This is a genomic window from Nonomuraea sp. NPDC049141, from assembly GCF_040648415.1.
GTDB lineage: Bacteria > Actinomycetota > Actinomycetes > Streptosporangiales > Streptosporangiaceae > Nonomuraea.
In genome coordinates this window covers 389054-413140 of the sequence record NZ_JBEZDR010000010.1, presented here as the reverse complement: position 1 = coordinate 413140, position 24087 = coordinate 389054, and the positions used below count along the sequence as shown (strand labels likewise).

The window sequence follows — 24087 nt, the reverse complement described above, 5'->3', positions numbered from 1 at the left end:
CGGCCGGGCCCTCAGCAGGACCTGGCCGCGGGCCGCGACCGGGACGTCGGCCAGGAACGCGTAAGCATGACGGTCGTCGCGGGTCCAGCGGATCCACGGGGTGCCATCGCGAGGCATGGCCGCATCGGGCGCCAGCGGCCTGGTCGGTACACGGCGCCCGCGTGGCCGGCCGTCCACGACGCGATGCCCTCCAGGACGGCGCGCTGCTCGCCGGGCAGGGTGCCGTCGGCCTTCGGGCCGACGTTGAGCAGCAGGTTGCCGCCGCGAGAGACGACGTCCACCAGCAGGCGGACGGCGGCCGCCGGGTCCAGCAGGTGCTCTGGGCCCTCGTTGCGGTTGTAGCCGAAGGACAGGCCGATGCCCCGGCAGTTCTCCCAGTGGGCGGCCGCCTCGTTCTGGCGGTTCGCCTGGTATTCGCTGGTCAGGTAGTCGGCGTGGGCACCGTCCCAGCGGTCGTTGACCACGCCCTCCGGGACGGTGGCGTAATAGTGGGCGAACAGGTCCGGCAGGTCGGCCATGCCCATGTCGGGCCAGCCGATGTCGTTCCACAGCACGTCCGGCCGGTAGCGGTCGATCAGGTCGCGCACCTGACGCAGCGCGTAGGCGGCGTAGGCGGCCTCGTGGGGACGGCCGTAGTCGTCGATCCGATCCTCGTGCCGGATGACGGCCCGGCGTCCCGCGTACCAGTCGAGGCCGCCGGAGTAGTACGCGCCGAAACGCAGGCCCCGGGCCCGGACGGCGGTGGCGAGATCGGCGACCAGGTCGCGGTGCGGGCCGCGGCGAACCGTGTTGCGGGTGCCGGTGCCGGGAGCGTCCCACAAGGCCACGCCGTCGTGATGCTTGGTGGTCGCCACGACGTAGCGGGCGCCGGCGCGGGCGAACAGCTCGATCCAGTCCGCGGGGTCGAAGGACTCGGCCTGCCACGCGTCAAGGAAGTCGTCATAGGGGCGGCCGCCGTGGACGGCGCGGTGGTGTTCGCAGGCGGGGCTGCCCTCGATCTGGCTGGTGTTCCAGTACCACTCGGCGTACGGGTTGTGGGCGAACCACCTCTCCGGGTCCACGGCCCCCAGCTCACCGGTGGGCTCGGCCCACGCCGGCACCGAATACGGACCCCAGTGGATGAACACCCCGAACTTGGCGTCGGTGAACCAGCCGGGAACGGTCATGGCGCGCCCCATTCTCCATCACTCCAGGACAGGATCCAGGACCATCGGTGCGCACCGGGCCCGATACGGTACGGCGGCAGCGTGTCGGGACCGCAGGAGGCGGTGCCCAGGCCGCGGTGGGCGGCGTCGATGTGCACCACGCACCGCTCGCGCCGGACGAGCTCGTCATGGTGGGCGGCCGCGTCGAGGTCGGCCGCCCGGAAGCGGGTGATGCCGACCTGCCCCGGCTCGTCAAGGTGCACCGCGATGCCCCGCCCGCTCCCCCTCAGCTCGAACCGGCGTACGGCGTGCCGTCCACCGCTCTCCTGCGGCCGGAGGTACGGCGTGAAGAGGTCGTCGACGCGGGCCCGGTAGCCGCCTACCGGCGCTCCGGTGCACCGATCGGGGTAGCTCTCCCACGGGCCCCGTCCGAACCACTCGACCTCGTCGAACCCGGCCACCGTCTCCCAGACGACGCCCACGCGGGCCACGTCGTCGAGCTCGCCGGGCAGTATGGCGAGCTCATGGATGAGCAGGCCGTCGCGCAGCGGGACCAGGACCTGTTCGTGCGGGACGACGATCCCGGCACCGGTCCGGTAATCAGCACGAACGGTGATCCGGCCGTCCCGCCGTACGACCTCGACGAGCGAGCGGGACAGCTCCGGCAGGCCCTGTGCCGCCCAGCGGGCCGCGTGCCCGCCGAGGCGGTCGTTGTCGGTCGGCGCGCGCCAGAGGCTGAGCATCGGAGGGCTCGCGAGCAGCGGATGCGCGATCAGCCCGTCGTGATCGACCTCGACCGGCTGCCAGGGAATACCGCTGTCACGGGCGTGGACCGCCCCCGCCCCGGTGTCGCGGGCGTGGACCGTCCCCGCCCTGGTCAGCAGGTCACGATCCTCCGCCCGCAGGCGGATCTGGGGCATACAGACGACGCTTCCCGCGCCCGCCCAGAGCTCGTCATCGCGGGTGGTCGCCACGAGCGTGAGCCAGGCTTCGCCTCTGGCGGGCAGAGCGGCCATCAGCCGGGCGGGCAACTCGACGACCGCGGACGCGCCCGGCGGGATCGCCGGCAGGTCGGCGGCCCAGGTCAGGCCGTCCCCTCGCCGGTCGGGTGAGTCCGTCACCAGCTTCCATTCACCCACGAGCCAGGACAAGTCGCGGAACTGCTGCCGATTGTGCACACGCACGAGGCCGTCGCCGACGAGCGTCAACCGGATCGGCGTGGCCAGCTCCCGGTGCTCGTACATCACCGGCTTGGGTGTGCGGTCGGGGAACACCACACCGTCGGCGCAGAAACCGCCGTCGTTGGGCACGTCGCCGAAGTCTCCCCCGTACGCCCAGCGATGGCCGGGCGGCGCGACGCCCTCGGCACCTCCACCGGCATCGGGTTCGACGCCCGGGCGGCCGTCCGACAGCCGCTGCGACAGGCCGTGGTCCCAGAACTCCCAGATGAAACCGCCTTGCAGGCCGGGCGTGGACTCGATCGCCGTCCAGTAGTCGGCGAGCGAGCCGTTGCTGTTGCCCATCGCGTGGGAGTACTCGCACAGGATGAGCGGCCGGTTCTGCCGGCCTGACCGGGCGTGGCAGACGATTTCCTCGATCGACGCGTACATGGGGCAGACGATGTCGCTGGCCGCCGCGCCGTCGGTGAAGTCGTACTTGATCGCGCCCTCGTACTGCACGGGCCGCGTCGGGTCATGGTGGCGCAACCAGCCGGCCGCGGCGGCGTGGTTGGCTCCGAAGTCGCTCTCGTTGCCGAGCGACCAGATGATGACGCTCGGGTGGTTGCCGTCCCGCAGGGCCATCCGGGACACCCGGTCGAGGAAGGCGGGCAGATAGGCCGGATCATCGGCGATCTCGACGGCATGGGCGTGGCTCTCGATGTCGGCCTCGTCCACGACGTACAGCCCGAGCTCGTCGGCCAGATCGAGCAGCGCCGGATCGTTCGGGTAGTGCGAGGTGCGCAGGGCGTTGAAGCCGAAACGCTTCATGGTCACCAGATCGGCCCGCATGTCCTCGACGGACACCACGCGCCCGGTGACGGGGTGGAAGTCGTGCCGGTTGACGCCTCGCAGGAGGACCCGCGTGCCGTTGACGAGCAGGTCCCGGCCGTCGATCTCGACGTCCCGGAAGCCGACGCGCAGGCGGGTCTCGTCTGCGACGGTCCCGTCGGGACGGTGCAGGCGCACGGTGAGGCCGTACAGCACGGGGGTCTCGGCCGACCAGGGCTGGACGCCGGGCAAGCCCGCGCGCAACCGGGTCCGCCCCAGCCACGGAGAGTCCTGCTCGCGCTCGGCGAGCAGCGCGGCGAACTCCTCGTCCACCCGCAGGTACACGCGCTCGGCGTTACATGGGCCCGTGGGGCGAACCGGACCGGTCAGCGACGCGGCAGCCCACCAGCCTTCGGGCAGCGACCCGGCCGCCGAGCGCGCCGTCGCCTCCACCGACAGCTCGCCGTCGGAACGGGCCGTGACGCGCACGTCGGCGAGATGGAGAGGGTCGGTCGAGTAGAGGAACACCGAGCGGGTGATGCCGCCGTGCCACCACTGGTCCTGGTCCTCGATGAAGCTGGCGTCGGACCATTTGACGACCGTGAGCCGCACGGTGTCGACCTCGCCAGGTCGTACGACCTGCGTGACGTCGAACTCCGCGGCGAGGTGGGAGTCCTTGCCGATCCCCACCTGAACGCCGTTCACCTGGGCGATGAGCACGCTCTCCGCCGCGCCCACGTGCAGCACGATCCGGCGCCCGGCCCACTCGGCGGGCACCTCCACCGTACGTTCGTAGACGCCGGTCGGGTTGGCGGGCGGCGGCGCCGGCGGCAGCTCGGGCCAGGGCATGGTGACGTTGGTGTACTGCGGCAGGTCTCTGACACCGTGAATGTCGTCGAAGTCGCACATGGTCCAGCAGGACGGCACCTCGATCGACGTCCAGTGGGCCGACAAGGGTGCCTCGGGGCACGGCAGCAGTTGGAACCGCCACCGGCCGTTCAGCGACGTCCCCGTGCGCGGGACCGCGTGGGCGGGCAGGCGCCGCAGGCCCGTGAGCTCCGGCGCCGACCAAGGGCGGGCCAGTGGGACCGGGCCTCCGGCATGAAGATCACCCACGCAGCGCGCCTTTCATGGCGTCGCGGATGAAGCCTCGGGCGAACAGGACGAACATCACCGCGAGCGGCACCACGCCGAGCAGCGCTCCGGTGAGGACCAGGCTGTAGTCCAGGGCGTGGACGGTGTTCAGCTGGGAGAGCGCGACCTGCAGGGTGAGGTTCGACGGGTCGACCAGGACGATGAGCGGCCAGGTGTAGTCGTTCCAGGCGCTGATGAACGTGGTGATGCCGAGGAAGGCCAGGCCGGGACGGATGGCGGGCAGCCCCACGTGCCAGTACTGCCGGAAGAAGCCGCAGCCGTCGATGCGCGCCGCGGCCAGCACCTCGTCGGGCACCGCCCCCGTGATGTACTGGCGCATCCAGAAGATGCCGAACGCGTTCGCGGCGGCCGGGATGATCAGAGCGTTCAGCGTGCCCACCCAGCCCAGCTCCACCATGATCACGAATTGCGGGATGAGGGCGAGCTGCATCGGCAGCATGTACGTGAGCAGGAGCAGCCCGAACAGGATCCGCCGCCCGGGAAAGTGGTATTTGGCGAAGGCGAAGGCGGCGATCGAGTCGAAGAACAGGACCAGAGCCGTCGTGCCGCACGCGACGATCAACGTGTTCAGCATCGAGCCGAAGAAGTCGATGGAGCCGAGCAGTCGCCCGATGTTCTCGAACAGGGCCGGGCCGAAGGTCACCTTCGGCGGCATCCGGTACATGTCCTTGGTGGTGTTGGTCGCCATGACGGCGGTCCAATAGAACGGGAACAGCGAGATGAGCGCACCCGCGACCAGGCAGAGGTGCAGGGCGGCGCCCCTGAGGCGCGTGGCGGTCATCACAGGCCCCGTTCCCGGCGCTGCACGAGGCGCCAGTTGATCGCGGTGAACAGCAGGATGACCACGAACACGGCCCACGCGATCGCGGCGCCGTAGCCGTAGTCGTTGTTGTTGAACGCCTCGCGGTAGAAGTACAGGATCGCGGTGAGCCCGGCACTGCCCGGCCCGCCCGAACTGGCGTTGTTGGCGGAGTTGATGCCGAACAGCACCTGCGGCTCGGTGAAGGTCTGCATGCCGTTGATCGTCGAGACGACCACCGTGAACAGGATGATCGGCCGCAGCATGGGGATCGTGATGCGGAAGAAGAGCTGCACGGGGCCCGCGCCGTCGATCCTGGCGGCCTCGTACAGCTCGCTGGGCACCGCCTGCAGGCCGGCGAGGTAGATGATCGCGTTGTAGCCGGTCCACTGCCAGCAACTGATCGCGGCGATGACCATCTTGATCGTCCACTCGTTGACCAGCCACGGGACCGGCGAGGCCGACAACCACTGCAGGATGGCGTTGATCAGGCCGAAGTTCGTGCTGAACACCGAGCCGAAGAAGATCGTGACCGCCACGACGGAGGTGACGTTCGGCACGAAGTAGGCGATCCTGTAGAACCCGCTCAGCCGGACGGCCGAGTTGAGCATGTTCGCCACGAGGAGGGCCAGGAACAGCGTCGGGACCGTGGACATGAACCAGATCAGGAACGTGTTCTTCAGCGAGAGCCAGAACGTCTGGTCCTGCATCAGCGACTCGAAGTTCTGCAGGCCGACGAACTTCATCTCGCCCAGGCCGTTCCATTTCTGGAACGCCAGATAGAACGAGAACAGCACCGGCACCAGCATGAACACCGCGAAGAGCAAGAAGAACGGTGAGATGGACAGGTACTGCGGCCAGTACCGGCCCAACAACCCCTTCGGCCGGGCCCGCCGGGCATGGGCGGGGCCGCCGCGGCCGGACGCGGCCGAGGCGGGGTCCGGCAGTCCGGCGGACGCCGGCGCGGATGTGCTGGCGGACATGCGTGACACCCTTCTCAGCTCACGCCCTGCCGCCCGGCGATCTGTTTGGCCGCGCTCACCGCGTCGTTCCACGCGGTGGCGGAGTCCTTGTTCTTGGTCCAGATGTTGACGATCTCGTCCTTGAAGGGCTGGGCCACGGCCGTGTCAGCGGGCGCCTCGTACTGGATCGGGATCTTCTTCGCGGCCGGCCCGAACACCTCGATCGTCTTCTGGCCCCCGAAGAACGGGTCCCCGCCGGTCAGCGCCGGCATGTCATAGGAGGCCGGCGTGGAGGGGAACAGCGCCGCGTCGGTGAAGCCGCGGGCCTGGTTCTCCGCGTTGAGCAGCCAGGTGACGATCTGGAACGCCAGCTTGGGGTCCCGGCAGTCCTTGGTCAGCGCCAGGAACGACCCGCCGATGTTCGCCGGTCCTCCCGGCATGGGGGCCACCCGCCATTTGCCCGACGTCGCCTCCACGCCGCTCTTGAGGTCCAGCGCGAACCAGGCGGCGCCGACGGTGCCGGCCACCTTGCCCTGGGCGGCGGCGGCGTTCCAGTCCGGGCCGTCGTATTTGGGGGCGACGATGCCCATCTCATTGGCCTTGACCGTCATGTCCCAGGCCTGGCGGATGTGGTCCTGGTCGCCGATGAACTTGTTGCTCTCGTCGATGAAGCGCTTGGTCCCCTGGCCGAGCATCTTGTCGAAGAGCCCCTCGGCCGAGTCGATGATGAACGCTTCCGGGTTGGCCTTCTTCAGCTTCACCCCGGCCTCGAAGAACGCCTCCCAGGTGGACATGGACGTGCCGACCTCGGCGGGGTCCGCGGCCAGGCCCGCCTTCTCGAAGATGTCGTGGCGATAGAACAGCGCGGTGGGTCCGATGTCGATCGGAAAGCCGATGAGCTTGCCGTCGGTGGTGGAGCCCTGCTTCCACTTCCACTCGACGTACTGTGAGGCCAGCTTGCCGGCGCCGAGGCTGTTGAGGTCGATGAACCGGTCGGGCTCGGCCAGCAGGGAGGCGATGTTCTCGCCCTTGATGCCGGTGATGTCGGGCACGAACTTGCGGCCGTTCATCGTGGCGATCAGCTTCTGCTTGAAGTCGCCGCCGATCACCGACGGCTTGATCTTGGTCTGGGCGAACTGCTTGACGGCGTCGGCCACGACCTTGTCGCTCAGGCCGCCGCCCCAGTACCAGAGGGTCAGTTCCGCGGCGCCGCCACCGCTCGCGGCGCTGCCCCCCGAGCCGCCGCAGGCGGCCGTGCTCCCTGCGCCTGCCGCCGCGAGGGAGAGCAGTCCGGCACGAATCAGCCCTCTGCGCGAAAGTTCCATTTCTAACCCTCCGGGTTATGGGGGATGACATCGAGGATGAAGCCGTAGTCGCGGCGCAGCCGCTGGTCGGTGAGGTCGCGCCACCAGCCGGCCACGTCGGCCCAGCGGGGCGCGGAGGGTGCGCCACCCACCCGCCGTACGGACAGGGCCGCGACGAGGTTGGCGAACCGGATCCGCTCGGCGAGCGGCCAGCCGGCCAGGGTCGCCGCGACGAGGCCGGCGCCGAAGACGTCTCCCGCGCCGGTGGGGTCGCGGACGTCCACCGGCAGCGCGGGGATGTCCGCCGCCTCGCCGGTGGTCGCGTCGACCGCGAGGACGCCGTCGCCCCCGCGGGTGACGACCGCGAGCGGCACCAGGTCCCCCAGCCTGGACAGCGCCGCCGCGGGGGTGTCCGTTCTGGTGTAGCTCATGGCCTCGTAGGCGTTGGGCATGAAGGCGTGGCACCAGGCGAGCTGTTCGAGCATCGCCGACGACCACTCCTCCGTGGGATCCCACCCCACGTCGGCGAAGACCAGACCACCGGTCTTCGCCGGCCACGCGACGGGCTGCGGGCCCAGGTGGACGATCGCCGCCCGGGCCGCCGGAGGATCACCGATCATCTCGTCGGGCCCCATGGGCGGGGGGAAGCCGTGGGTCACCAGCGCGCGGTCGCCTTCGTAGGCCAGGGAGGCGGTGGTCGGGGTGGGCCAGCCAGGCAGCAGCCGGGACCGGCTGAGATCCACTCCCTCTTCCACGCCGAGTGCCGTCCAGCAGTATCGGCCGAAGGGATCGTCGCCGAAGGCCGCCGCGACACCGGTCCGCAGGCCGAGCCTGGCCAGCGTGAACGCGAAGTTCGCGATCCCGCCGGGTCCCGAGGTCATTTCGGTGGTCCAGATCTCCGTTCCCGGCTTGGGCCCCTGCTCCAGACCGGCGAAGGCCACGTCGAAGAAGAGCAGGCCGGACACGAAGACATCGAGCTGTGGCTGGAGCGCGTGGTATGGCATCACTTCGCCTACTTCCGGCGCATTAGCACCTTTCGATTTAGGCAGGATCGTGCACCCTCGGTGAGCGACTATGCAAGAGTTCGCTCGAAAATTTTCCAATCCCCTCTGGAGATGATCGAGTTTGCGCGCTACTGTCCGTGTCATGCTCCGGGACCGACGCCACGAACTGATCGTGCACATCCTTCGCTCAGAGGGCACCGCCACTGTCGAGGCGCTGGCCGAGCGCCTCGACGCCAGTCCCGCGACGATCCGCCGGGACCTCGTCCAGTTGCACGAAGACGGCCTGCTCCGGCGGGTGTACGGCGGCGCCATGCCGATCGACGAGCGAGACGACCCGTTCGTCGACGTGGCGGCGGTACGCGGAGCGGAGAAGGACAAGATCGCGCAGAGGTGCGCAGAGATGGTCAAGGACGACGAGACGGTGTTACTCGACATCGGCACGACCGCGCACCGCGTCGCCATCCACCTGCGCGGCCGGTCCCTCACGGTCGTCACCAGCAGCCTCGCCGTCTTCGAGGAGCTTCAGGACGAGGAGGACATCCAGCTCATCATGCTGGGCGGCATGGTCCGTCGCGACTACCGGTCGCTGGTGGGCTTCCTGACCGAGGACAACCTCCGCCAGATCAAGGCCGACCGGCTCTTCCTCGGCACCAGCGGGGTGCGTCCCGGCGGGCACGTCATGGACACCACCGTGGTGGAGGTGCCGGTCAAGCGCGCCATGATCGCGGCGAGCGACCAGGTGATCCTGGTGGCGGACGTCGGAAAGTTCCCCGGCACCGGGATGGCCCGGGTCTGCGGCCCCGAAGATCTCGATGTCATCGTCACCAACGCCCCAGGCGACCAGGAAACGCTCACCGCCATGCGGGAGGCGGGAGTCAAGGTGATCACAGTATGAGGCTGACCATTCTCGGCGGCGGCGGGTTCCGCGTCCCGCTCGTCTACCGCGCCCTGCTCGCCGATCGTGGCAAGGGCCGGGTCACCCACGTGACCCTCCACGATCTCGACTCCTCCCGGACAGCGGCGATCCGGCGGGTGCTGTCCGAGCTGGCGGAGGGCGTGCCCGACGCGCCCGAAGTCCACGCGACCACCGACCTGACCGAAGCCGTCACAGGGGCCGACTTCGTCTTCTCCGCCATCCGGATCGGCGGTCTCGAGGGCCGGGCCATCGACGAGCGGGTGGCGCTCGACGAGGGCGTGCCCGGCCAGGAGACCGTCGGCGCCGGCGGCATCGCGTACGGCCTGCGCACGGTCCCCGTCGCCCGCGAGCTCGCGAAGCGCATCGCCGAGGTGGCCCCCGAGGCGTGGGTCATCAACTTCACCAACCCGGCGGGCATGGTCACCGAGGCGATGTCCCACTATCTCGGCGACCGGGTCATCGGCATCTGCGACTCGCCGATCTCGCTGGGCCGGCGGGCGGCCTGGGCGCTCGGCGTGGACCCCGCGACGGTGTGGCTCGACTACGCCGGGCTCAATCATCTCGGCTGGCTGCGCGGCCTCCGCGTCGAGGGCCGCGACCTGCTCCCCGGCCTCCTGCGCGATGACGACGCGCTGGGCTCCTTCGAGGAGGGCAAGCTCTTCGGCGCCCGGTGGCTGCGCGCCCTCGGCTGCATCCCCAACGAATACCTGCACTACTACTACTTCACCAGGGAGGCGGTGGCCGCCGCGCGCGCCGCCCGGCAGACCCGTGGCTCCGTGCTCATCGAGCAGCAGCGGCGCTTCTACGCGGACACCGGCGGCCCGGCGCTGGCGGCGTGGGAGAGCGTCCGGCTGGAGCGGGAGGTCACCTACATGGCCGAGGCCCGCGAGGCCTCGGGTGTGGGCGAGCGGGCGCCCGGCGACCTTGAGTCCGGCGGCTACGAGCAGGTCGCCCTGGCCCTCATGCGCGCGATCGCGCTGGACGAACGGACCACGCTCATCCTCAACGTCCGCGGCCGCGGCGCGATCGGCGTCCTCGATCCGGACGCGGTGGTCGAGGTGCCCTGCTTCGTGGACGCCAACGGCGCCCGCCCCCTCTCGGTCGATCCGCTCCCCGGCCACGCGCTCGGCCTGGTGTCCGCCGTCAAGGCGGTGGAGCAGGCGGTCATCGAGGCGGCCGCCACGGGCTCCCGGGCGGCGGCGCTGCGCGCCTTCGCCATCCACCCGCTGGTCGACTCCGTCGCGGTGGCCGAGCGCCTCCTCGACCGATACCAGCGCGAGCACCCCCAGCTCGACTACCTCCGTGGAAGGAGCTGACGTCCCCGATGCACGACGACAGGAAACTCGTCGAAGAGCGGATCGACCGGGTGCTCCGGGAACGCGTCACACCCGCCCTGTACGCCGAAAGCAGGCCGCTGGAGCTGGCCGCCTGGCACGTCCCCGACGAGCCGGTGCCCGTCGCGCAGGCGCTGGCCGCCCGCTACGAGCCGTTCGAGGTGGGCTCGCGCTGGGGGCGGCCCTGGTCGACGACCTGGCTGCGGGCCACCGGCTCCGTTCCGGCGCGGTGGGCGGGACGGCGGGTGGAGGCCGTCTTCGACCTGGGCTTCGTCGGCGACTGGCCGGGCAACCAGGCCGAGGCGCTCGTGTACGACCTGACGGGCCGGCCGATCAAGGGCATCGAACCGCGTAACCAGTACGTCCCGATCGCCGGGGACCAGGCAGGGCTGCTGCTGGAGATGGCCGCCAACCCCGACATCCTCGCGAACGGCTTCCTGCCGACCCCCCTGGGCGACAAGGCCACGGCCGGCGACGAGCCGCTCTACCGCCTCGCCCGCGCCGAGCTCGCCGTCCTCGACGAGGAGGTCTGGCACCTGCGGCTGGACCTCGAGGTGCTGCGCGAACTGATGGCCGAGCTGCCGATCGGCGATCCCCGGCGGCACGAGATCCTCCGCGCGCTGGAGCGGAGCATGGACGCCCTCGACCTCCACGACGTGGCCGGTACGGCGGGGGCCGCCCGCTCCCGCCTGGCCGCCGCGCTGTCCTCTCCCGCCCATGCCAGCGCCCACACCATCTCGGCGGTCGGCCACGCGCACATCGACAGCGCCTGGCTCTGGCCGATCCGCGAGACCAAGCGCAAGACCTCGCGCACCTTCGCCAACGTCACCGCCCTGACGAAGGACTATCCGGAGTTCGTCTTCGCCGGGCCGCAGGCCCAGCAGTACGCGTGGGTCAAGGAGCGTCACCCGGAGATCTTCGAGCGCATGCGCGAGGCGATCAAGGCAGGGCAGTGGGTGCCGGTCGGCGGCATGTGGGTGGAGGCCGACGGCAACCTGCCGGGCGGGGAGGCCCTGGCCCGGCAGCTCGTGCACGGCAAGCGCTTCTTCATGGAGGAGTTCGGCGTGGAATGCCGCGGCGTGTGGCTGCCCGACTCCTTCGGCTACACCGCGGCCTACCCGCAGATCGCCCGGCTCGCCGGGATGGACTGGTTCCTCACCCAGAAGATCTCCTGGAACCAGACCAACAAGTTCCCGCACCACACCTTCTGGTGGGAGGGCATCGACGGCACCCGCATCTTCACCCACTTCCCGTCGGCCGACACCTACAACGGCACGTTCGAGGGCGCCGAGCTCGCGCACGCCGTACGCAACTATGCGGAGAAGGGCGCGGGCACCCGCTCGCTGCTGCCCTTCGGGCACGGCGACGGGGGTGGCGGTCCCACCCGGGAGATGCTGGAGAAGGCACGGCGGCTGCGCGACCTGGAGGGCTCCCCGGCCGTCGTGATCCAGAGCCCGGACGAGTTCTTCGCCGCCGCCCGCGCGGAGCTGGGGGACGCGGCCGTCTGGTCCGGTGAGCTCTACCTGGAGCTGCACCGCGCCACCTACACCAGCCAGGCCAGGACCAAGGCCGGCAACCGGCGCAGCGAGCATCTGCTGCGCGAGGCCGAGCTGTGGGCGGCGACCGCCGCGGTGCACGCGGAGTTCCCCTACCCGTACACGGACCTGGACCGGCTGTGGAAGACGGTGCTGCTGCACCAGTTCCACGACATCCTGCCCGGCAGCTCGATCGCCTGGGTCCATCGTGAGGCCGAGGCCACCTACGCCCGCGTACGCACGGAGCTCGAGGAGATCATCACCGCGGCCGTCTCCGCCATCGCCGGCGACGGCGAGGCGACCTGGGTCTGCAACGCCGCGCCACGGCCGCGCGCCGAAGTGGTGACCGCCCCCGACGGCTCGGCCGTCTTCGTCGAGGTCCCGGCATCCGGCGTGGTCCGCCTCAGCGCGGCACCGTCCCCGGCTCCCGCTCCCGTCACCGTGACGACCAGCGGGACCGGCACGGTGCTCGACAACGGTCTGATCCGCGTCGAGTTCGACGCGGCCGGTCTGTTCTCGTCGGTCCTCGACCTGACGACCGGCCGCGAGCTGCTCGCCGCCGGCACCCGGGGCAATCTGCTGCAGTTGCACACCGACCTGCCCAACCAGTGGGACGCCTGGGACATCGACGCGCACTATCGCCGTCAGCGCACCGACCTCACCGACGTCGACGCGATCACCATCGTCGAGTCGGGCCCGCTCATCGGCGCGGTACGCGTCGAGCGTTCCTTCGGAGCGTCCAGGGTCGTCCAGACGGTCCGCCTCGCGGCGGGCGGTTCCCGGCTGGAGATCACCACCGAGATCGACTGGCACGAGCGAGAGAAGATCCTCAAGGTCGCCTTCCCGTTCGACGTCCATGCCGACCGCACGGCCGCCGAGATCCAGTACGGCCACATCTTCCGGCCCACGCACACCAACACCAGCTGGGACGCGGCCCGGTTCGAGATCTCCTGCCACCGCTGGATCCATCTCGGGGAGCCGGGGTACGGCGTCGCGCTGGCGAACGACGCCACCTACGGCCACGACGTGACGCGCACCACCCGGGCCGATGGCGGCACCACGACCACGGCCCGGCTGAGCCTGGTCCGCGCGCCGCGCTGCCCCGATCCGGAAGCCGACCAGGGCCGCCACGAGATGACCTACTCGCTGGTCCCCGGCGCGACGATCGGCGACGCCGTGGCGGCCGGCTACGCGCTGAACCTCCCGCTCCGCGTGACGAGCGGCGGCGCGGTCACGCCGCCGCCACCGCTCGTCACGCTCGACGGCACCGCCGCCTGCGTCGAGGCGGTCAAGCTCGCCGACGACCGGTCCGGTGATGTCATCGTCCGGGTCTACGAGGCGCTCGGCGGCCGGGCCACCACCCGGCTGCGCGCCTCCTTCCCGGTCACCGGTGTGACGATCACCGACCTGCTGGAACGTCCGCTGCCCGGACAGCCGGTCGCCGTAGCGGCCGACGGCGCCGTTCCGATCTCCCTACGGCCGTTCCAGGTGCTCACGCTGCGGCTGTCCCGGTGACCGTTATGTCGCCTTCCGGTAGGTCCGGAACGCCCGTGTGGCCAGGAACCCCATCACGAGGACTGCCGCCGTGAGCAGCCCCAAATGGGTCCAGACCGTGCTCCAGTCGGTGCGCGCGAGCATCGCCTGCCGTGCCGCGACGACCGCCCATTCCATGGGGTTGTACCTGGCGACGTCCCCGACCCAGCCCGGTGCGAGATGGAGGTCCATGACGGCGGAGCTCAGGAACATCAGCGGCAGCGTGGTGAACTGGGAAATCGCGATCAACGTCGCCTGCTGACGGGTCAGCAGGGCGACGGCATTGGACAGTGCCGAGAAGATCAGCGTCAGCAGCACCGCCGCCAGGACGGTGACGCCGACGCCGGCGATGCCACCAGGGAAGCGGGCACCGGCGACCAGCGCGATGACCACGATGATCAGGCTTTGGATGACCGTCTGGATCGCCTGGTAGGCCATGGTCGCGTACATCATGGCGCTTCGGCTGGCAGGTGAGGTGAGCAGCCGGTCCATCACGCCGCGGTCGATGTCCTGAAGGTAGGTCGTCCCCGCCCACGCGCTCGCGAACAGCGCGGTCATCATCACCACGCCCGGTGTGAGGAACCGCAGGAACCCGCCGCCGTACGCGAACCCCGGCAGGTTCACCACCGAGCGGAACAGCTGCCCGAACAGCAGCAGCCAGATCACCGGCTGTACCAGCCCGATCACCAGGAAGGTGGGCATCCGCCACAACGTGCGCAGCAGACGGCCGGTGAGGAACGCGGAGTGCGTGATCACGCTCAGCGGACGCGTGTCGAAGACGTTCGCCGTGGTCATTTCGCCACCTCCAGGCTCTTGGGGCCCTCTGCGTCACCGGTCTCAAGGCTGTGGCCGGTGTGCCGGAGGTAGACGTCATCGAGCGAGGGGCGGGCGAGCGTCGCGGAGGTCACGACGATGCCTGCTTCTTCGAGCGCGGCCAGCACCGGCGGCAACGCCCGCGCTCCGTCATCGGTCCGGCCACGGACCGTGCACCCGTCCATGGTGATCTCACGTAGCTCCGGCACTCGTCGCAGCACCGCCGGCGCCGTGCTGTCGGCCTCGGCGAGCTCCACCAGTACCGCGTCGCCGCGCAGGTCGCTCTTGAGCTCTTCCGGAGTGCCCGCGGCGACCACCGCGCCGTTGTCGACGATCGCGAGCCGGTCGGCGAGGTGATCGGCCTCGTCGAGATAGTGCGTGGTGAGCAGTACCGTCATCTGCTCGTCACCGGCCATCCTGGCGATCTCGTGCCACATCTCGCTCCGGGCCTGGGGATCGAGGCCCGTGGTCGGCTCGTCGAGGAACAGCACCTGCGGGCGGTGCATCAGCCCGAGCGCGACGTCCAGCTTGCGCGCCATGCCACCGGAGTACGTGCGCACCAGCCGGTCCGCGGCTTCGGACAGACCGAACTTCTCGATGAGCTCACGAGCCCGCGCCTTGGCGTCCCGGCGGGACATGCCGTGGAGGCGGCCCGCGAGCTCCAGGTTCTCGGTCGCGGTCCCCATCGGGTCCGTGCCGGGCTTCTGGGCGACGAACCCGATCGCCTGGCGTACCCGGTCCGGCCTCGCCGCGACGTCGATGCCGGCGACGCGTGCCGATCCCGAGTCGGCGACCGACAGCGTGGAGAGAATCTTCACCGTGGTGGACTTACCTGCCCCGTTCGGGCCGAGCAGCCCGAAGACGGTCCCCTTCGCAGCGGAGAAGCTCAGCCCCCGCAACGCTGTGACCGGGGGCCTGTTCCTGCCTGCCGAGTAGCTCTTGACAAGATCAACGGCTTCCAAAGCCATTTCTGCTCGCCGAAACGCAACCATCGCCGCACACCTTTTCAGAATCTGGTGTGACTCCCACCTTCCTGGTGTCACTGGACACGAGGAGGCTTGATGGCGAGGGCGGAACCCTACGGTGAGATGTCGCAGCCGACCCTAGCAGGTGCAAACGGCGCCCATGAACCCGAATGCGGCCTTCGGCGAATACAGGAGAGGAAGATCGCTCTCCTACGTCTATGAGGTAGCTCGTGACTTTAGGCAAGTCGCTCATCGCCGTTCTCGCGGCGGGGGCAATCAGTGCCACACCGGCGCCGGCCTCGCCTCCCCAGAGGGACGGGGTGACTCTGATCACCGGTGATCGGGTGGTGGTCACCGGGCGGGGGCACCTGGTGAAGCCCGGGCCCGGCAGGCAGGTGGATTTCTCGAGTCAGGTGCTCGGAGGCCACCTGTACGTGATTCCCGCCGACGCCACGCCGCTGATCGCCCAGGGTGTGCTGGACCGGCGGCTGTTCGACGTCACCCAGCTCCTGGCCTGGAAGTACGGCGACGCCGACACCCCCGACATCCCGGTCATCTCTCAGGCGATCGCCGGGCAGGCCATCGCACCGCAGGGCGCCCAGCGGGTCCGGCAGTTATCCGGTCTCGGGATGAGCGCGGCCCGCGTGCCGAAGGCGAACGCCGCCCAGACCTGGAAAGACCTGACCGGCGGCAGCACCCGCGCCCTGGCCGCCGGACGCACCAAGCTATGGCTGGACGGCCGCAGAACGTACCTGCTGGATGAGAGCGTCAAGCTGATCGGCGCCCCGCAGGCGTGGCAGCAGGGCATGACCGGCAAGGGCGTCACGGTCGCGGTGCTCGACGGCGGTTACGACCCCGACCACCCGGACCTGAAGGACGCGGTGGCGCAGGAGCGCAACTTCACCAAAGACCCCGACATCCGCGACTCGAAGGGGCACGGCACCCATGTGGCCTCGATCGTGGCGGGCCGGGGCGAGAAGTACCGAGGCGTGGCACCGGAGGCGACGCTGGCCATCGGGAAGGTGGGCACCGCCGCGGGGCTCATCGAGTCGGACATCATCGCCGGCATGGAGTGGGCGTCCGCCGAGGTCAAGGCCAAGGTCGTCAACATGAGCTTCGGCGCTCCGGACACCCCCGAGCTGGACCTGGTGGAGCAGGCGGTCAACACGCTGTCGGAGCGGTACGGCACGCTGTTCGTCGCGGGGGCCGGAAACGACGGCCGCGAGCAGTCGATGTACAGCCCCGCCAGTGCGGACGCGGCTCTGGCCGTGGGCTCGGTGGACAAGCAGCGCGTGATGGCGCCGGACTCCAGCGCGGGGCCGCGCGTGGGCGACCACGCGATCAAACCCGAGGTGACCGCGCCCGGTGTGGCCATCACGGCGGCAGCCATCGGGGGCGGCTACGTATCGAAGAGCGGCACCTCGATGGCCAGCCCGCATGTGGCCGGGGCGGCGGCGATCCTGGCGCAGCGCCATCCGGACTGGACCGGCGCGCAGCTCAAGGCCGCGCTGATCGGCAGCGCCGCGCCCGCCGAGGGCGTCCCGCTTTACCGGCAGGGCGCCGGGCTGGCCGACCTGACGCGGGTGCTGAAGCAGCAGGTCGTGGCAGCGCAGGGCAACGTCTGGGCGGCCTTCCCCTGGAATGCCTCCGGCGAGCGGGTGGCCACCAAGACGATCACGTATGCTAACGCGGGCGACACCCCGGTGACCCTGGACCTGTCGGCCCAGGGCGAGGCGCTGAAGCTGCCGGCCGATCAGGTCACGGTCCCGGCCAAGGGCGAGGCCTCGGTCACGCTCACCATCGACGCCACCGGCAAGGCCCCGGGCGACTACCCGGGAACCGTCACCGCCAAAGCAGGCGACACAGTGATCCGCACGCTCGCCGGCGCCTACGTCGAGCCCGAGTCCTACGACGTCACCCTCACCGTCATCGGCAAGCAGGGCCGGCCGATCAACCCCAGGGACAGCCAGATCTACGACGCGAAGACCGGGAAGAAGTATGACCTGTTGTTCGCCGACGGATCTGCCACGGTACGGCTGCCCAAGGGCGACTGGAACCTCTTCGCCAAGATCGCGGAGACGGTCGACGGAAAGCGGATCAGGACGGTCGCCGTCTCCCCGTTCAAGGTCGACGGCGGTGGCCGGCGAGTGACGGTGGACGCGCGCCAGGGCAAGCAGGTCAAGGTCGCTCTCGACGACCCGAGCGCCGCGCTCCAGAGCGGTTACACCTTCGAGCTGACGCATGGCGCCTGGAACGACTCGGCGTCGACCAACGGAGACGCCAACAGCGAGCTCTTCGTCGTTCCCATCCGTCTGCCGGGTCTGGACTCCACACTGGAGACTGTTTGGCTCAGCAAGGACATCTCGCCCAGCCCGTACGTCTACAGCATCGTCGACCACCGCACCGGCGGCATTCCCGACGATCCCACCTATCGCGCCAAGCAGCAGGATCTGGCGAAGGTCACCACAACCTACCGAGCCCTGGGAGCGACGGCGACGGGCTCGGCGATGGTCTCGCTGGGGAGCGACAACGCCTCTGCCAGCTCGTTGACAGCGCTGGTCGAAAATATCCCCCTGCCCGGCACGCTCATCCACTACCGCACCCCCGGGATGACCTACCAGAGTGGGCTCGAGGTCGGCACCTCGCTGATCTTCGACGTCGGCCGGCTCGCCAAGCGCGGCGAAACCCGCGAAGTCTGGAACGCCGCGGTCATCGGGCCGTCGTTCCTGCTGCCGGGCGGTAACCGTACCGGTGACAAGCTGACCTTCTCCGCGGCGGGACTGTTCGCCGACGGGCAGCCTGGTAGATCGGGCTTCGACACCGGCGCCACCGGCACCGCCACCCTCGCCAAGGACGGGCAGGTGCTGGCCACCGCCGACCTCGCCAACTGCGCGGTCTACGAGCCGGAAGGGTGCGAGTTGCGCGCCGACCTGCCCGCCGGGTCCGGGTCCTACACGCTGACGGCATCGATGCGTCGGCAGGCCACGCTCTCCACGGAGGTGAGCACGGCCTGGACGTTCCCGTCCGCGACCACCGCCAAGGAGCAGCCGCTGCCGTTGACCGCGGTCCGTTACAGCCCGCAGGGCCTGGACACCTCGAACCGCGCCAAGCCGGGCAGCGTGACCAGCATGCCTCTGTGGGTTGAGCGCAATCCCGGCGCCGCGAAGGCGGAGGCGAAGTCGATCCGGCTGGAGATGTCCACCGACGACGGCAAGAGCTGGCGGTCCGTCCCGGTCACCCGCACCGAGTCGGGCTGGACCGCCGGGGTGCCGAACCCCCGTACGGCCGGGTTCGTCTCCCTGCGCGCGGTGGTCACCGACAGCGCCGGCAACGGGGTGACCCAGACGATCACCCGCGCCTACGCCGTCGGCTGACCGGCGACCACACCCCCAGGTCCTGCCCTCACCGGCCGGGCCTGGGAACCCGCCCATCCGACCTTCCGGTGGATGCGCACGCCGTACTTGGCGGGGGCCGGTACGGCGTGCTTGCCGAAGCTGGAGCAGGCGCCGTTGATCGATGAGAGGAGGACGCCCACCGCTCCGCTGTCAGAGTTCGGTGGCGAGTGATCGAAGCTCGGCGATCACATCCGCGCCGCTGGGCGCATGGTCCGGGTCCACCAGCCACTGCAGCATCAGGCCTGTCAGCAAGGCGAGCGGTACCGAGCCGCCGAGTCCCTGGCGTGCCTCGCGCTGCCCTTTGGCGAGGTGTTCGCGTACCTCCGGTGACCGCTCGGCCTGCACGACGGCCTCGAGTTGGGCCACCCACAACGCCCGATGGGTGGTGAAGCTGTCGATCAGCGCCTGCCAGCGCTGGTCCGGCTCGTCGGACGGGGTGCGCCGGGCGAGTTCATCGCCGAGCTCGTCGACCGCTTCCACCAGGGCTTGGGTGAGCAGGGCGTCCTTGGAGCCGAAGTGATAGCCGATGGCGGCGTGACTGACTCCGGCGGCCGAGGCGATGTCCCGGACGGTCGTGTGAGCCCAGCCGCGTTCGATCAGGCACCGCTTGGCGCCGGCCAGCAGATCCTCTCGGTTTCCCATGCAGAGCAGCATATCGGAGTGCTTGACCAAACGGTCTATCCATATGGTTTGACCAAATGGACAAGAAATGGCTACGGTCGTACCCATGACCAAGACGAAAGTTCTGATCTCGGGCGCGAGCGTGGCGGGACCCGCCCTGGCCTACTTTCTGCACCGCGACAAGTACGACGTGACCGTGGTCGAACGCGCGCCGGAGCTTCGCGACAGCGGCTACGCGGTGGACTTCCGCGGCGAGGCGCTCGACGTGCTGGAGGAGATGGGCACCCTCGCCGAGCTTCGCGGGCACGACACGAAGATGAGCGGCACCGTCCTGGTGGACGAGCGGGGTGTGGAGACCGGGCGACTGCCCGCAGCGGCGTTCGCCGGCGAACTGGAGGTGCCGAAGCAGGACCTGACCCGGATCCTGCACCGGATCACCGCCGACGGCGTGCGGTACGTGTTCGACAACTCGATCAGCGCGCTGACCCAGCACGAGTCCGGCGTGACGGTCGAGTTCGAGCGCGGCGCCGCCGGCGAGTTCGACCTGGTGATCGGAGCCGACGGCGTGTACTCGAAGGTTCGGCAGCTGGCCTTCGGCCCGCACGCCGACGCGCTGCGGCACCTGGGTCTTTCCGGCGTCGGCTTCAGCACCGCCAACTACCTCGGCCTGAGCCGCAACGGACTGCTGCGGCAGACCCCGGACACGGCAATCTACCTGTTCAGTCGCGGCGCGGCTGAGCGGCTCACGGTCAGCCTCTCCTTCGCCACCGCCTCCCCCGCGCTGGACCGATGCGGCCGGGACGAGCAGGAGAAGGCGGTGCGCGCCGCCTTCGCCGGGCACGGCTGGGAGACGCCCAGGCTGCTGGAGGCGATGAGCGAAGCGGACGACTACTACTTCTCCTCGACCTGCCAGGTCCACCTGGAGCACTGGTCACGCGGCCGGATCACGCTGGTCGGCGACGCGGGGTACTGTGCGGCGCCGACCAGCGGCATGGGCACCTCCCAGGCGCTGATCGGCGCGCGTACCCTCGCCCGAAACCTGGCCTCGGCGGGCGGCGACCATGCGACCGCGTTTGCCACGTACGAGGCGGAACTGCGGCCCTACGTCGCGGAGAACCAGGCGACAGGCCGGCAGACCGCGAAAATGTTCGGCGGTGGAGTCTAGTCCGCAGGCTCACCACCTGCCACGCCGCCGATGCTGGAGGTCACGCCCACGGACATGGTGTACGCCCATCAAGGCCCCAGCGCGGCGAGCATTGTCCGCGAGGAACGGGCCGGAATCCCGGGCCCGGCCGGTGAAGGGCCGGGCCCGGGTGGGTGTGGTCGCCGGTCAGCCGACGGCGTAGGCGCGGGTGATCGTCTGGGTCACCCCGACGCCCGCCGTGTCGGTCACCACCGCGCGGAGTGAGACGAATCCGGCCGTAGCCGGGTTCGGCACCGTGGCGGTCCAGCCCGAGCCGGTGCGGACGACCGGGATCTTGCGCCAGTTCGCGCCGTCGTCGGTGGACATCTCCAGCCGGATCGACTTCGCCTCCGCCTTCGCGGAGCCGGGGTTGCGTTCGATCCGGACGGGCACGCGGGTCACGCTGCCCGGCTTGGCACGGTTCGAGGTGTCCAGACCCTCGGGGCTGTAGCGGACCGCGGTCAGCGGCAGCGGCTGCTCCCTGGCGGTGGTCGCGGATGGGAATGTCCACACGGACTCCACGCCGGTGGACAGCGCCGAGTGCGGGACCTGCCTGCGCATCGACGCGGTCAGCGTGTACGAGCCGCGCCCGGAGGGAAGGTCGGCGCGCAGCTCACACCCTTCCGGCTCGTAGATCCAGCAGCCGGCGAGGTCGGCGGTGGCCAGCACCTGCCCGTCCTTGGCGAGGGTGGCTCCGCCGGTGGCGGCGGTGTCCGACCCCGTCTTGCTCGCGCCCCCGTCGGAGAACAGCCCCACTCCGGAGAAGGTCAGCTTGTCGCCGGTACGGTTACCGCCCGGCAGCAGGAACGACGGCCCGGTGACCGCGGTGTTCCAGACCTCGCTGGTCTGGCCGCGCTTGGCGAGCCGGCCGCCGTCGAACATCAGCGAGGTGCCGACCTCGAGCCCGCTCTCGAAGGTCAGCCCGGGGGTGCGGTAGTAGATGAGCGTGCCGGGCAGGGCGATGTCGCCGACGAACGGCGTCAGTGTCGCGCCGGGGAAATCAGGGTCGCGCAGGCCGCTCAGCGGCGCACCCGTAGCCGCCACTCCTGAGGCCCTGTAGGTCGCGGTGACCTTCGCCAGGTCCTTCTGCCTGACGTTGTAAGCAGGATCTTCGGGGAAGCCGTCGGTGCGATGGTCGACGAGTTGGTAGACGTACGGGCTGGGGGAAGTGTCCTTGCTGAGCCACGTGGTCTCCAGACCGTAGGTCAGACCTGCCCGGTGGCTGGGAACGACGAAGAATTCGGTGTTGACGTTGCCATTTGTCCACCACCAGGAGTTCCACGCGCCGTGGGTCAGCCCGAGGGCGTAACCGCGCTGAAGTTCGGCGCTCGGATCGTCAAGCGTGATCTTGGCCGCCTTGCCCTGGCGCGCGTCCACCGTCAGCTGCTGGTCGCCGCCGTCGATCTTCAGCGCGGGGTCGGCGATCGTCGTGAACCAGTTCCCGTCGATCTTCTCCAAGGTCTCGGTGTAGAAGTTCCAGTCGCCCTCGGGCAGTCGTACCTTGGCCACACCGTTCCGGAAGGCCGGCTGGTGGATGGTGCCGGTCTTCGCGTCGTAGATCTGGCTGTCCCTGGGGTTGATCGGCTGGCCCTGCTTGCCGATGACGGTGAGGGTGACGTCGTAGGACTCGGGCTCGACGTAGGCGCCGGCGAGCGTGCGGATCACTGTGTCGCCTGCTTTGGCGGTGACGGTTCCCGGGTAGTCGCCCGGGGCCTTGCCGGTGGCGTCGATGGTGAGCGTGACCGAGGCCTCGCCCTTGGCCGGGACCGTGACCTGATCGGCCGGCAGCTTCAGCCCCTCGCCCTGCGCTGACAGGTTCAGGGTGACCGGGGTGTCGCCCGCGTTGGCGTACGTGATCGTCTTGGTGGCCACCCGCTCGCCGGAAGCGTTCCAGGGGAAGGCCGCCCAGACGTTGCCCTGCGCGGCCACGACCTGCTGCTTCAGCGCGCGTACCAGGTCGATCAGCCCGGCTCCCTGCTGATAGAGCGTCGGGCCCTGGGCGGGCGCGGCGCTGCCGATCAGTGCGGCCTTGAGCTGCGCGCCCGTCCAGTCCGGATGGCGCTGCGCCAGGATGGCCGCCGCCCCAGCCACGTGCGGGCTGGCCATCGAGGTGCCGCTGAGCGCCCGGTGGAGGCCACTGGCGGTGCCCGCGGCGGCCGCGGCAACAATGTTCACGCCCGGTGCGGTCACCTCGGGTTTGATCGCGTGGTCGCTCACTCGCGGCCCCGGGCTGGAGAACTCGGCCAGCAGGCCCTTCTTGTCCACCGCGCCCACGGTCAGCGCCGCCTCAGCGCTACCGGGGCTGCTCACCTTGCTGTCAGCGCCGCCGTTTCCCGCCGACACGACGAACAGCGTGCCGGTCTGCTCCGACAGCGTGTTGACCGCCTGCTCCAGCGGGTCCAGATCGGGGCCGTCCGTGTCGCCGAAGCTCATGTTGACGACCTTGGCCTTGACCTCGACGGCCGCCCACTCCATGCCGGCGAGGATGGCCGAATCGGTCGGGCCCGAGGCGTCGCCCACTTTCCCGATGGCCAGCGTCGCCTCCGGTGCCACGCCTCGGTACTTCTCATCCCGGCCTGCGACGATCGAGTCGACATGGGTGCCGTGGCCGAGGGTGTCGCGGATGTCGGGGTCGTCGCTGAAGTTGCGCTCCTGTGCGACCGCGTCCTTCAGGTCGGGGTGGCCGGGGTCGTAACCGGAGTCGAGGACCGCGACGGTGACGCCCTTGCCGGTCATGCCCTGCTGCCATGCTTGCGGGGCGCCGATCTGCTTGACGCTCTCATCCAGCAGGTACGTTCTGCGGCCGTCCAGCCATAGCTTGGTGCGTCCGGCGGCCAGGGCGCGGGTGCTGCCGCCGGTCAGGTCTTTCCAGGTCTGGGCGGCGTTCGCCTTTGGCACGCGGGCCGCGCTCATGCCGAGACCGGATAACTGCCGGACCCGTTGGGCGCCCTGCGGCGCGATGGCCTGCCCGGCGATCGCCTGAGAGATGACCGGGATGTCGGGGGTGTCGGCGTCGCCGTACTTCCAGGCCAGGAGCTGGGTGACGTCGAACAGCCGCCGGTCCAGCACGCCCTGGGCGATCAGCGGGGTGGCGTCGGCGGGAATCACGTACAGGTGGCCTCCGAGCACCTGACTCGTGAAATCCACCTGCCTGCCGGGACCGGGCTTCACCAGGTGCCCCCGCCCGGTGACCACCACCCGATCACCGGTGATCAGAGTCACCCCGTTGTCCTGCTGAGGCGCGGCCTGCAAGGCCGACGCCGGTGTGGCGCTGATGGCTCCCGCCGCGAGAGCGGCGATGAGCGACTTGCCTAAAGTCATGAGCTACCTCATAGACGTAGGAGAGCGATCTTCCTCTCGTGTATTCGCCGAAGACCACATTCGTCTTCCCAGTCGCACATTTCGCGGTGTCTGAGCATGAACGCGCGCAAGTAC

General features: G+C 70.0%; 15 protein-coding genes. 5 read left to right on the top strand and 10 right to left on the bottom strand.

Translation table 11 applies throughout. The annotated features are described in order from the left end of the window. Positions 1-11: 11 nt before the first annotated feature. From AB0B91_RS30960 to AB0B91_RS30935, 6 genes are read right to left on the bottom strand one after another with little or no spacing between them, the layout of a single operon-like run. Positions 12-1166 carry an alpha-L-fucosidase gene (locus tag AB0B91_RS30960; protein ID WP_358327016.1) on the bottom strand — a complete coding sequence of 385 codons (1155 nt, stop codon included), beginning with the start codon at positions 1164-1166 and terminating at the stop codon, positions 12-14. Then, positions 1163-4249 carry a glycoside hydrolase family 2 TIM barrel-domain containing protein gene (locus AB0B91_RS30955; RefSeq protein WP_358327014.1) on the bottom strand — a complete coding sequence of 1029 codons (3087 nt, stop codon included), beginning with the start codon at positions 4247-4249 and terminating at the stop codon, positions 1163-1165. The genes AB0B91_RS30960 and AB0B91_RS30955 overlap by 4 nt, the downstream gene beginning before the upstream one ends. After that, positions 4242-5069, bottom strand: a complete 828-nt coding sequence (locus AB0B91_RS30950; protein ID WP_358044082.1) for a carbohydrate ABC transporter permease — start codon at positions 5067-5069, stop codon at positions 4242-4244. The genes AB0B91_RS30955 and AB0B91_RS30950 overlap by 8 nt, the downstream gene beginning before the upstream one ends. Continuing rightward, positions 5069-6070, bottom strand: coding sequence for a sugar ABC transporter permease (locus tag AB0B91_RS30945; RefSeq protein ID WP_358327012.1), 1002 nt, complete (start codon positions 6068-6070; stop codon positions 5069-5071). Before AB0B91_RS30945 ends, AB0B91_RS30950 begins: the two co-directional genes overlap by 1 nt. A gap of 14 nt (positions 6071-6084) precedes the next feature. Next, positions 6085-7374, bottom strand: a complete 1290-nt coding sequence (locus tag AB0B91_RS30940; protein ID WP_358327010.1) for an extracellular solute-binding protein — start codon at positions 7372-7374, stop codon at positions 6085-6087. A 2-nt stretch (positions 7375-7376) separates the two neighbouring features. Then, the gene (locus AB0B91_RS30935; RefSeq protein ID WP_358327008.1) at positions 7377-8357 is read right to left on the bottom strand and encodes a carbohydrate kinase family protein; all 981 of its coding nucleotides are present in this window, start codon (positions 8355-8357) and stop codon (positions 7377-7379) included. Positions 8358-8499: 142 nt separating this feature from the next. Between AB0B91_RS30935 and AB0B91_RS30930 the strand changes: the two genes are divergently transcribed. The 3 genes from AB0B91_RS30930 to AB0B91_RS30920 are packed head-to-tail and all read left to right on the top strand — an operon-like array spanning position 8500 to position 13657. Beyond that, positions 8500-9252, top strand: a complete 753-nt coding sequence (locus AB0B91_RS30930) for a DeoR/GlpR family DNA-binding transcription regulator (RefSeq protein WP_358327007.1) — start codon at positions 8500-8502, stop codon at positions 9250-9252. Next, complete coding sequence (locus AB0B91_RS30925; RefSeq protein ID WP_358327005.1) at positions 9249-10589, top strand: 6-phospho-beta-glucosidase; 1341 nt, start codon at positions 9249-9251, stop codon at positions 10587-10589. Before AB0B91_RS30930 ends, AB0B91_RS30925 begins: the two co-directional genes overlap by 4 nt. Before the next feature lie 8 nt (positions 10590-10597). Continuing rightward, complete coding sequence (locus AB0B91_RS30920) at positions 10598-13657, top strand: glycoside hydrolase family 38 C-terminal domain-containing protein (RefSeq protein WP_358327003.1); 3060 nt, start codon at positions 10598-10600, stop codon at positions 13655-13657. A 3-nt stretch (positions 13658-13660) separates the two neighbouring features. On the opposite strand, the gene AB0B91_RS30915 is transcribed toward AB0B91_RS30920, so the two are convergent. Both AB0B91_RS30915 and AB0B91_RS30910 read right to left on the bottom strand, forming a co-directional pair. Further along, positions 13661-14470, bottom strand: coding sequence for an ABC transporter permease (locus tag AB0B91_RS30915; RefSeq protein ID WP_358327001.1), 810 nt, complete (start codon positions 14468-14470; stop codon positions 13661-13663). After that, complete coding sequence (locus AB0B91_RS30910) at positions 14467-15387, bottom strand: ATP-binding cassette domain-containing protein (RefSeq protein ID WP_358327000.1); 921 nt, start codon at positions 15385-15387, stop codon at positions 14467-14469. The genes AB0B91_RS30915 and AB0B91_RS30910 overlap by 4 nt, the downstream gene beginning before the upstream one ends. Before the next feature lie 386 nt (positions 15388-15773). On the opposite strand from AB0B91_RS30910, the gene AB0B91_RS30905 reads away from it, so the two are divergent. Then, on the top strand, positions 15774-18827 hold the full coding sequence (locus tag AB0B91_RS30905; RefSeq protein ID WP_358326998.1) for a S8 family serine peptidase: 3054 nt from the start codon (positions 15774-15776) through the stop codon (positions 18825-18827). 171 nt (positions 18828-18998) lie between these two features. Here AB0B91_RS30905 and AB0B91_RS30900 read toward each other — a convergent pair whose 3' ends face one another. After that, positions 18999-19490 carry a TetR/AcrR family transcriptional regulator gene (locus AB0B91_RS30900; RefSeq protein WP_358326996.1) on the bottom strand — a complete coding sequence of 164 codons (492 nt, stop codon included), beginning with the start codon at positions 19488-19490 and terminating at the stop codon, positions 18999-19001. Positions 19491-19575: 85 nt separating this feature from the next. Here AB0B91_RS30900 and AB0B91_RS30895 point away from each other — a divergent pair, with 85 nt between their 5' ends. Beyond that, complete coding sequence (locus AB0B91_RS30895) at positions 19576-20634, top strand: FAD-dependent monooxygenase (RefSeq protein ID WP_358326994.1); 1059 nt, start codon at positions 19576-19578, stop codon at positions 20632-20634. Positions 20635-20799: 165 nt separating this feature from the next. Here the strand turns inward: AB0B91_RS30895 and AB0B91_RS30890 are convergent, their stop codons facing one another. Then, complete coding sequence (locus AB0B91_RS30890; RefSeq protein WP_358326992.1) at positions 20800-23973, bottom strand: S8 family serine peptidase; 3174 nt, start codon at positions 23971-23973, stop codon at positions 20800-20802. Between the last annotated feature and the right edge of the window lie 114 nt (positions 23974-24087).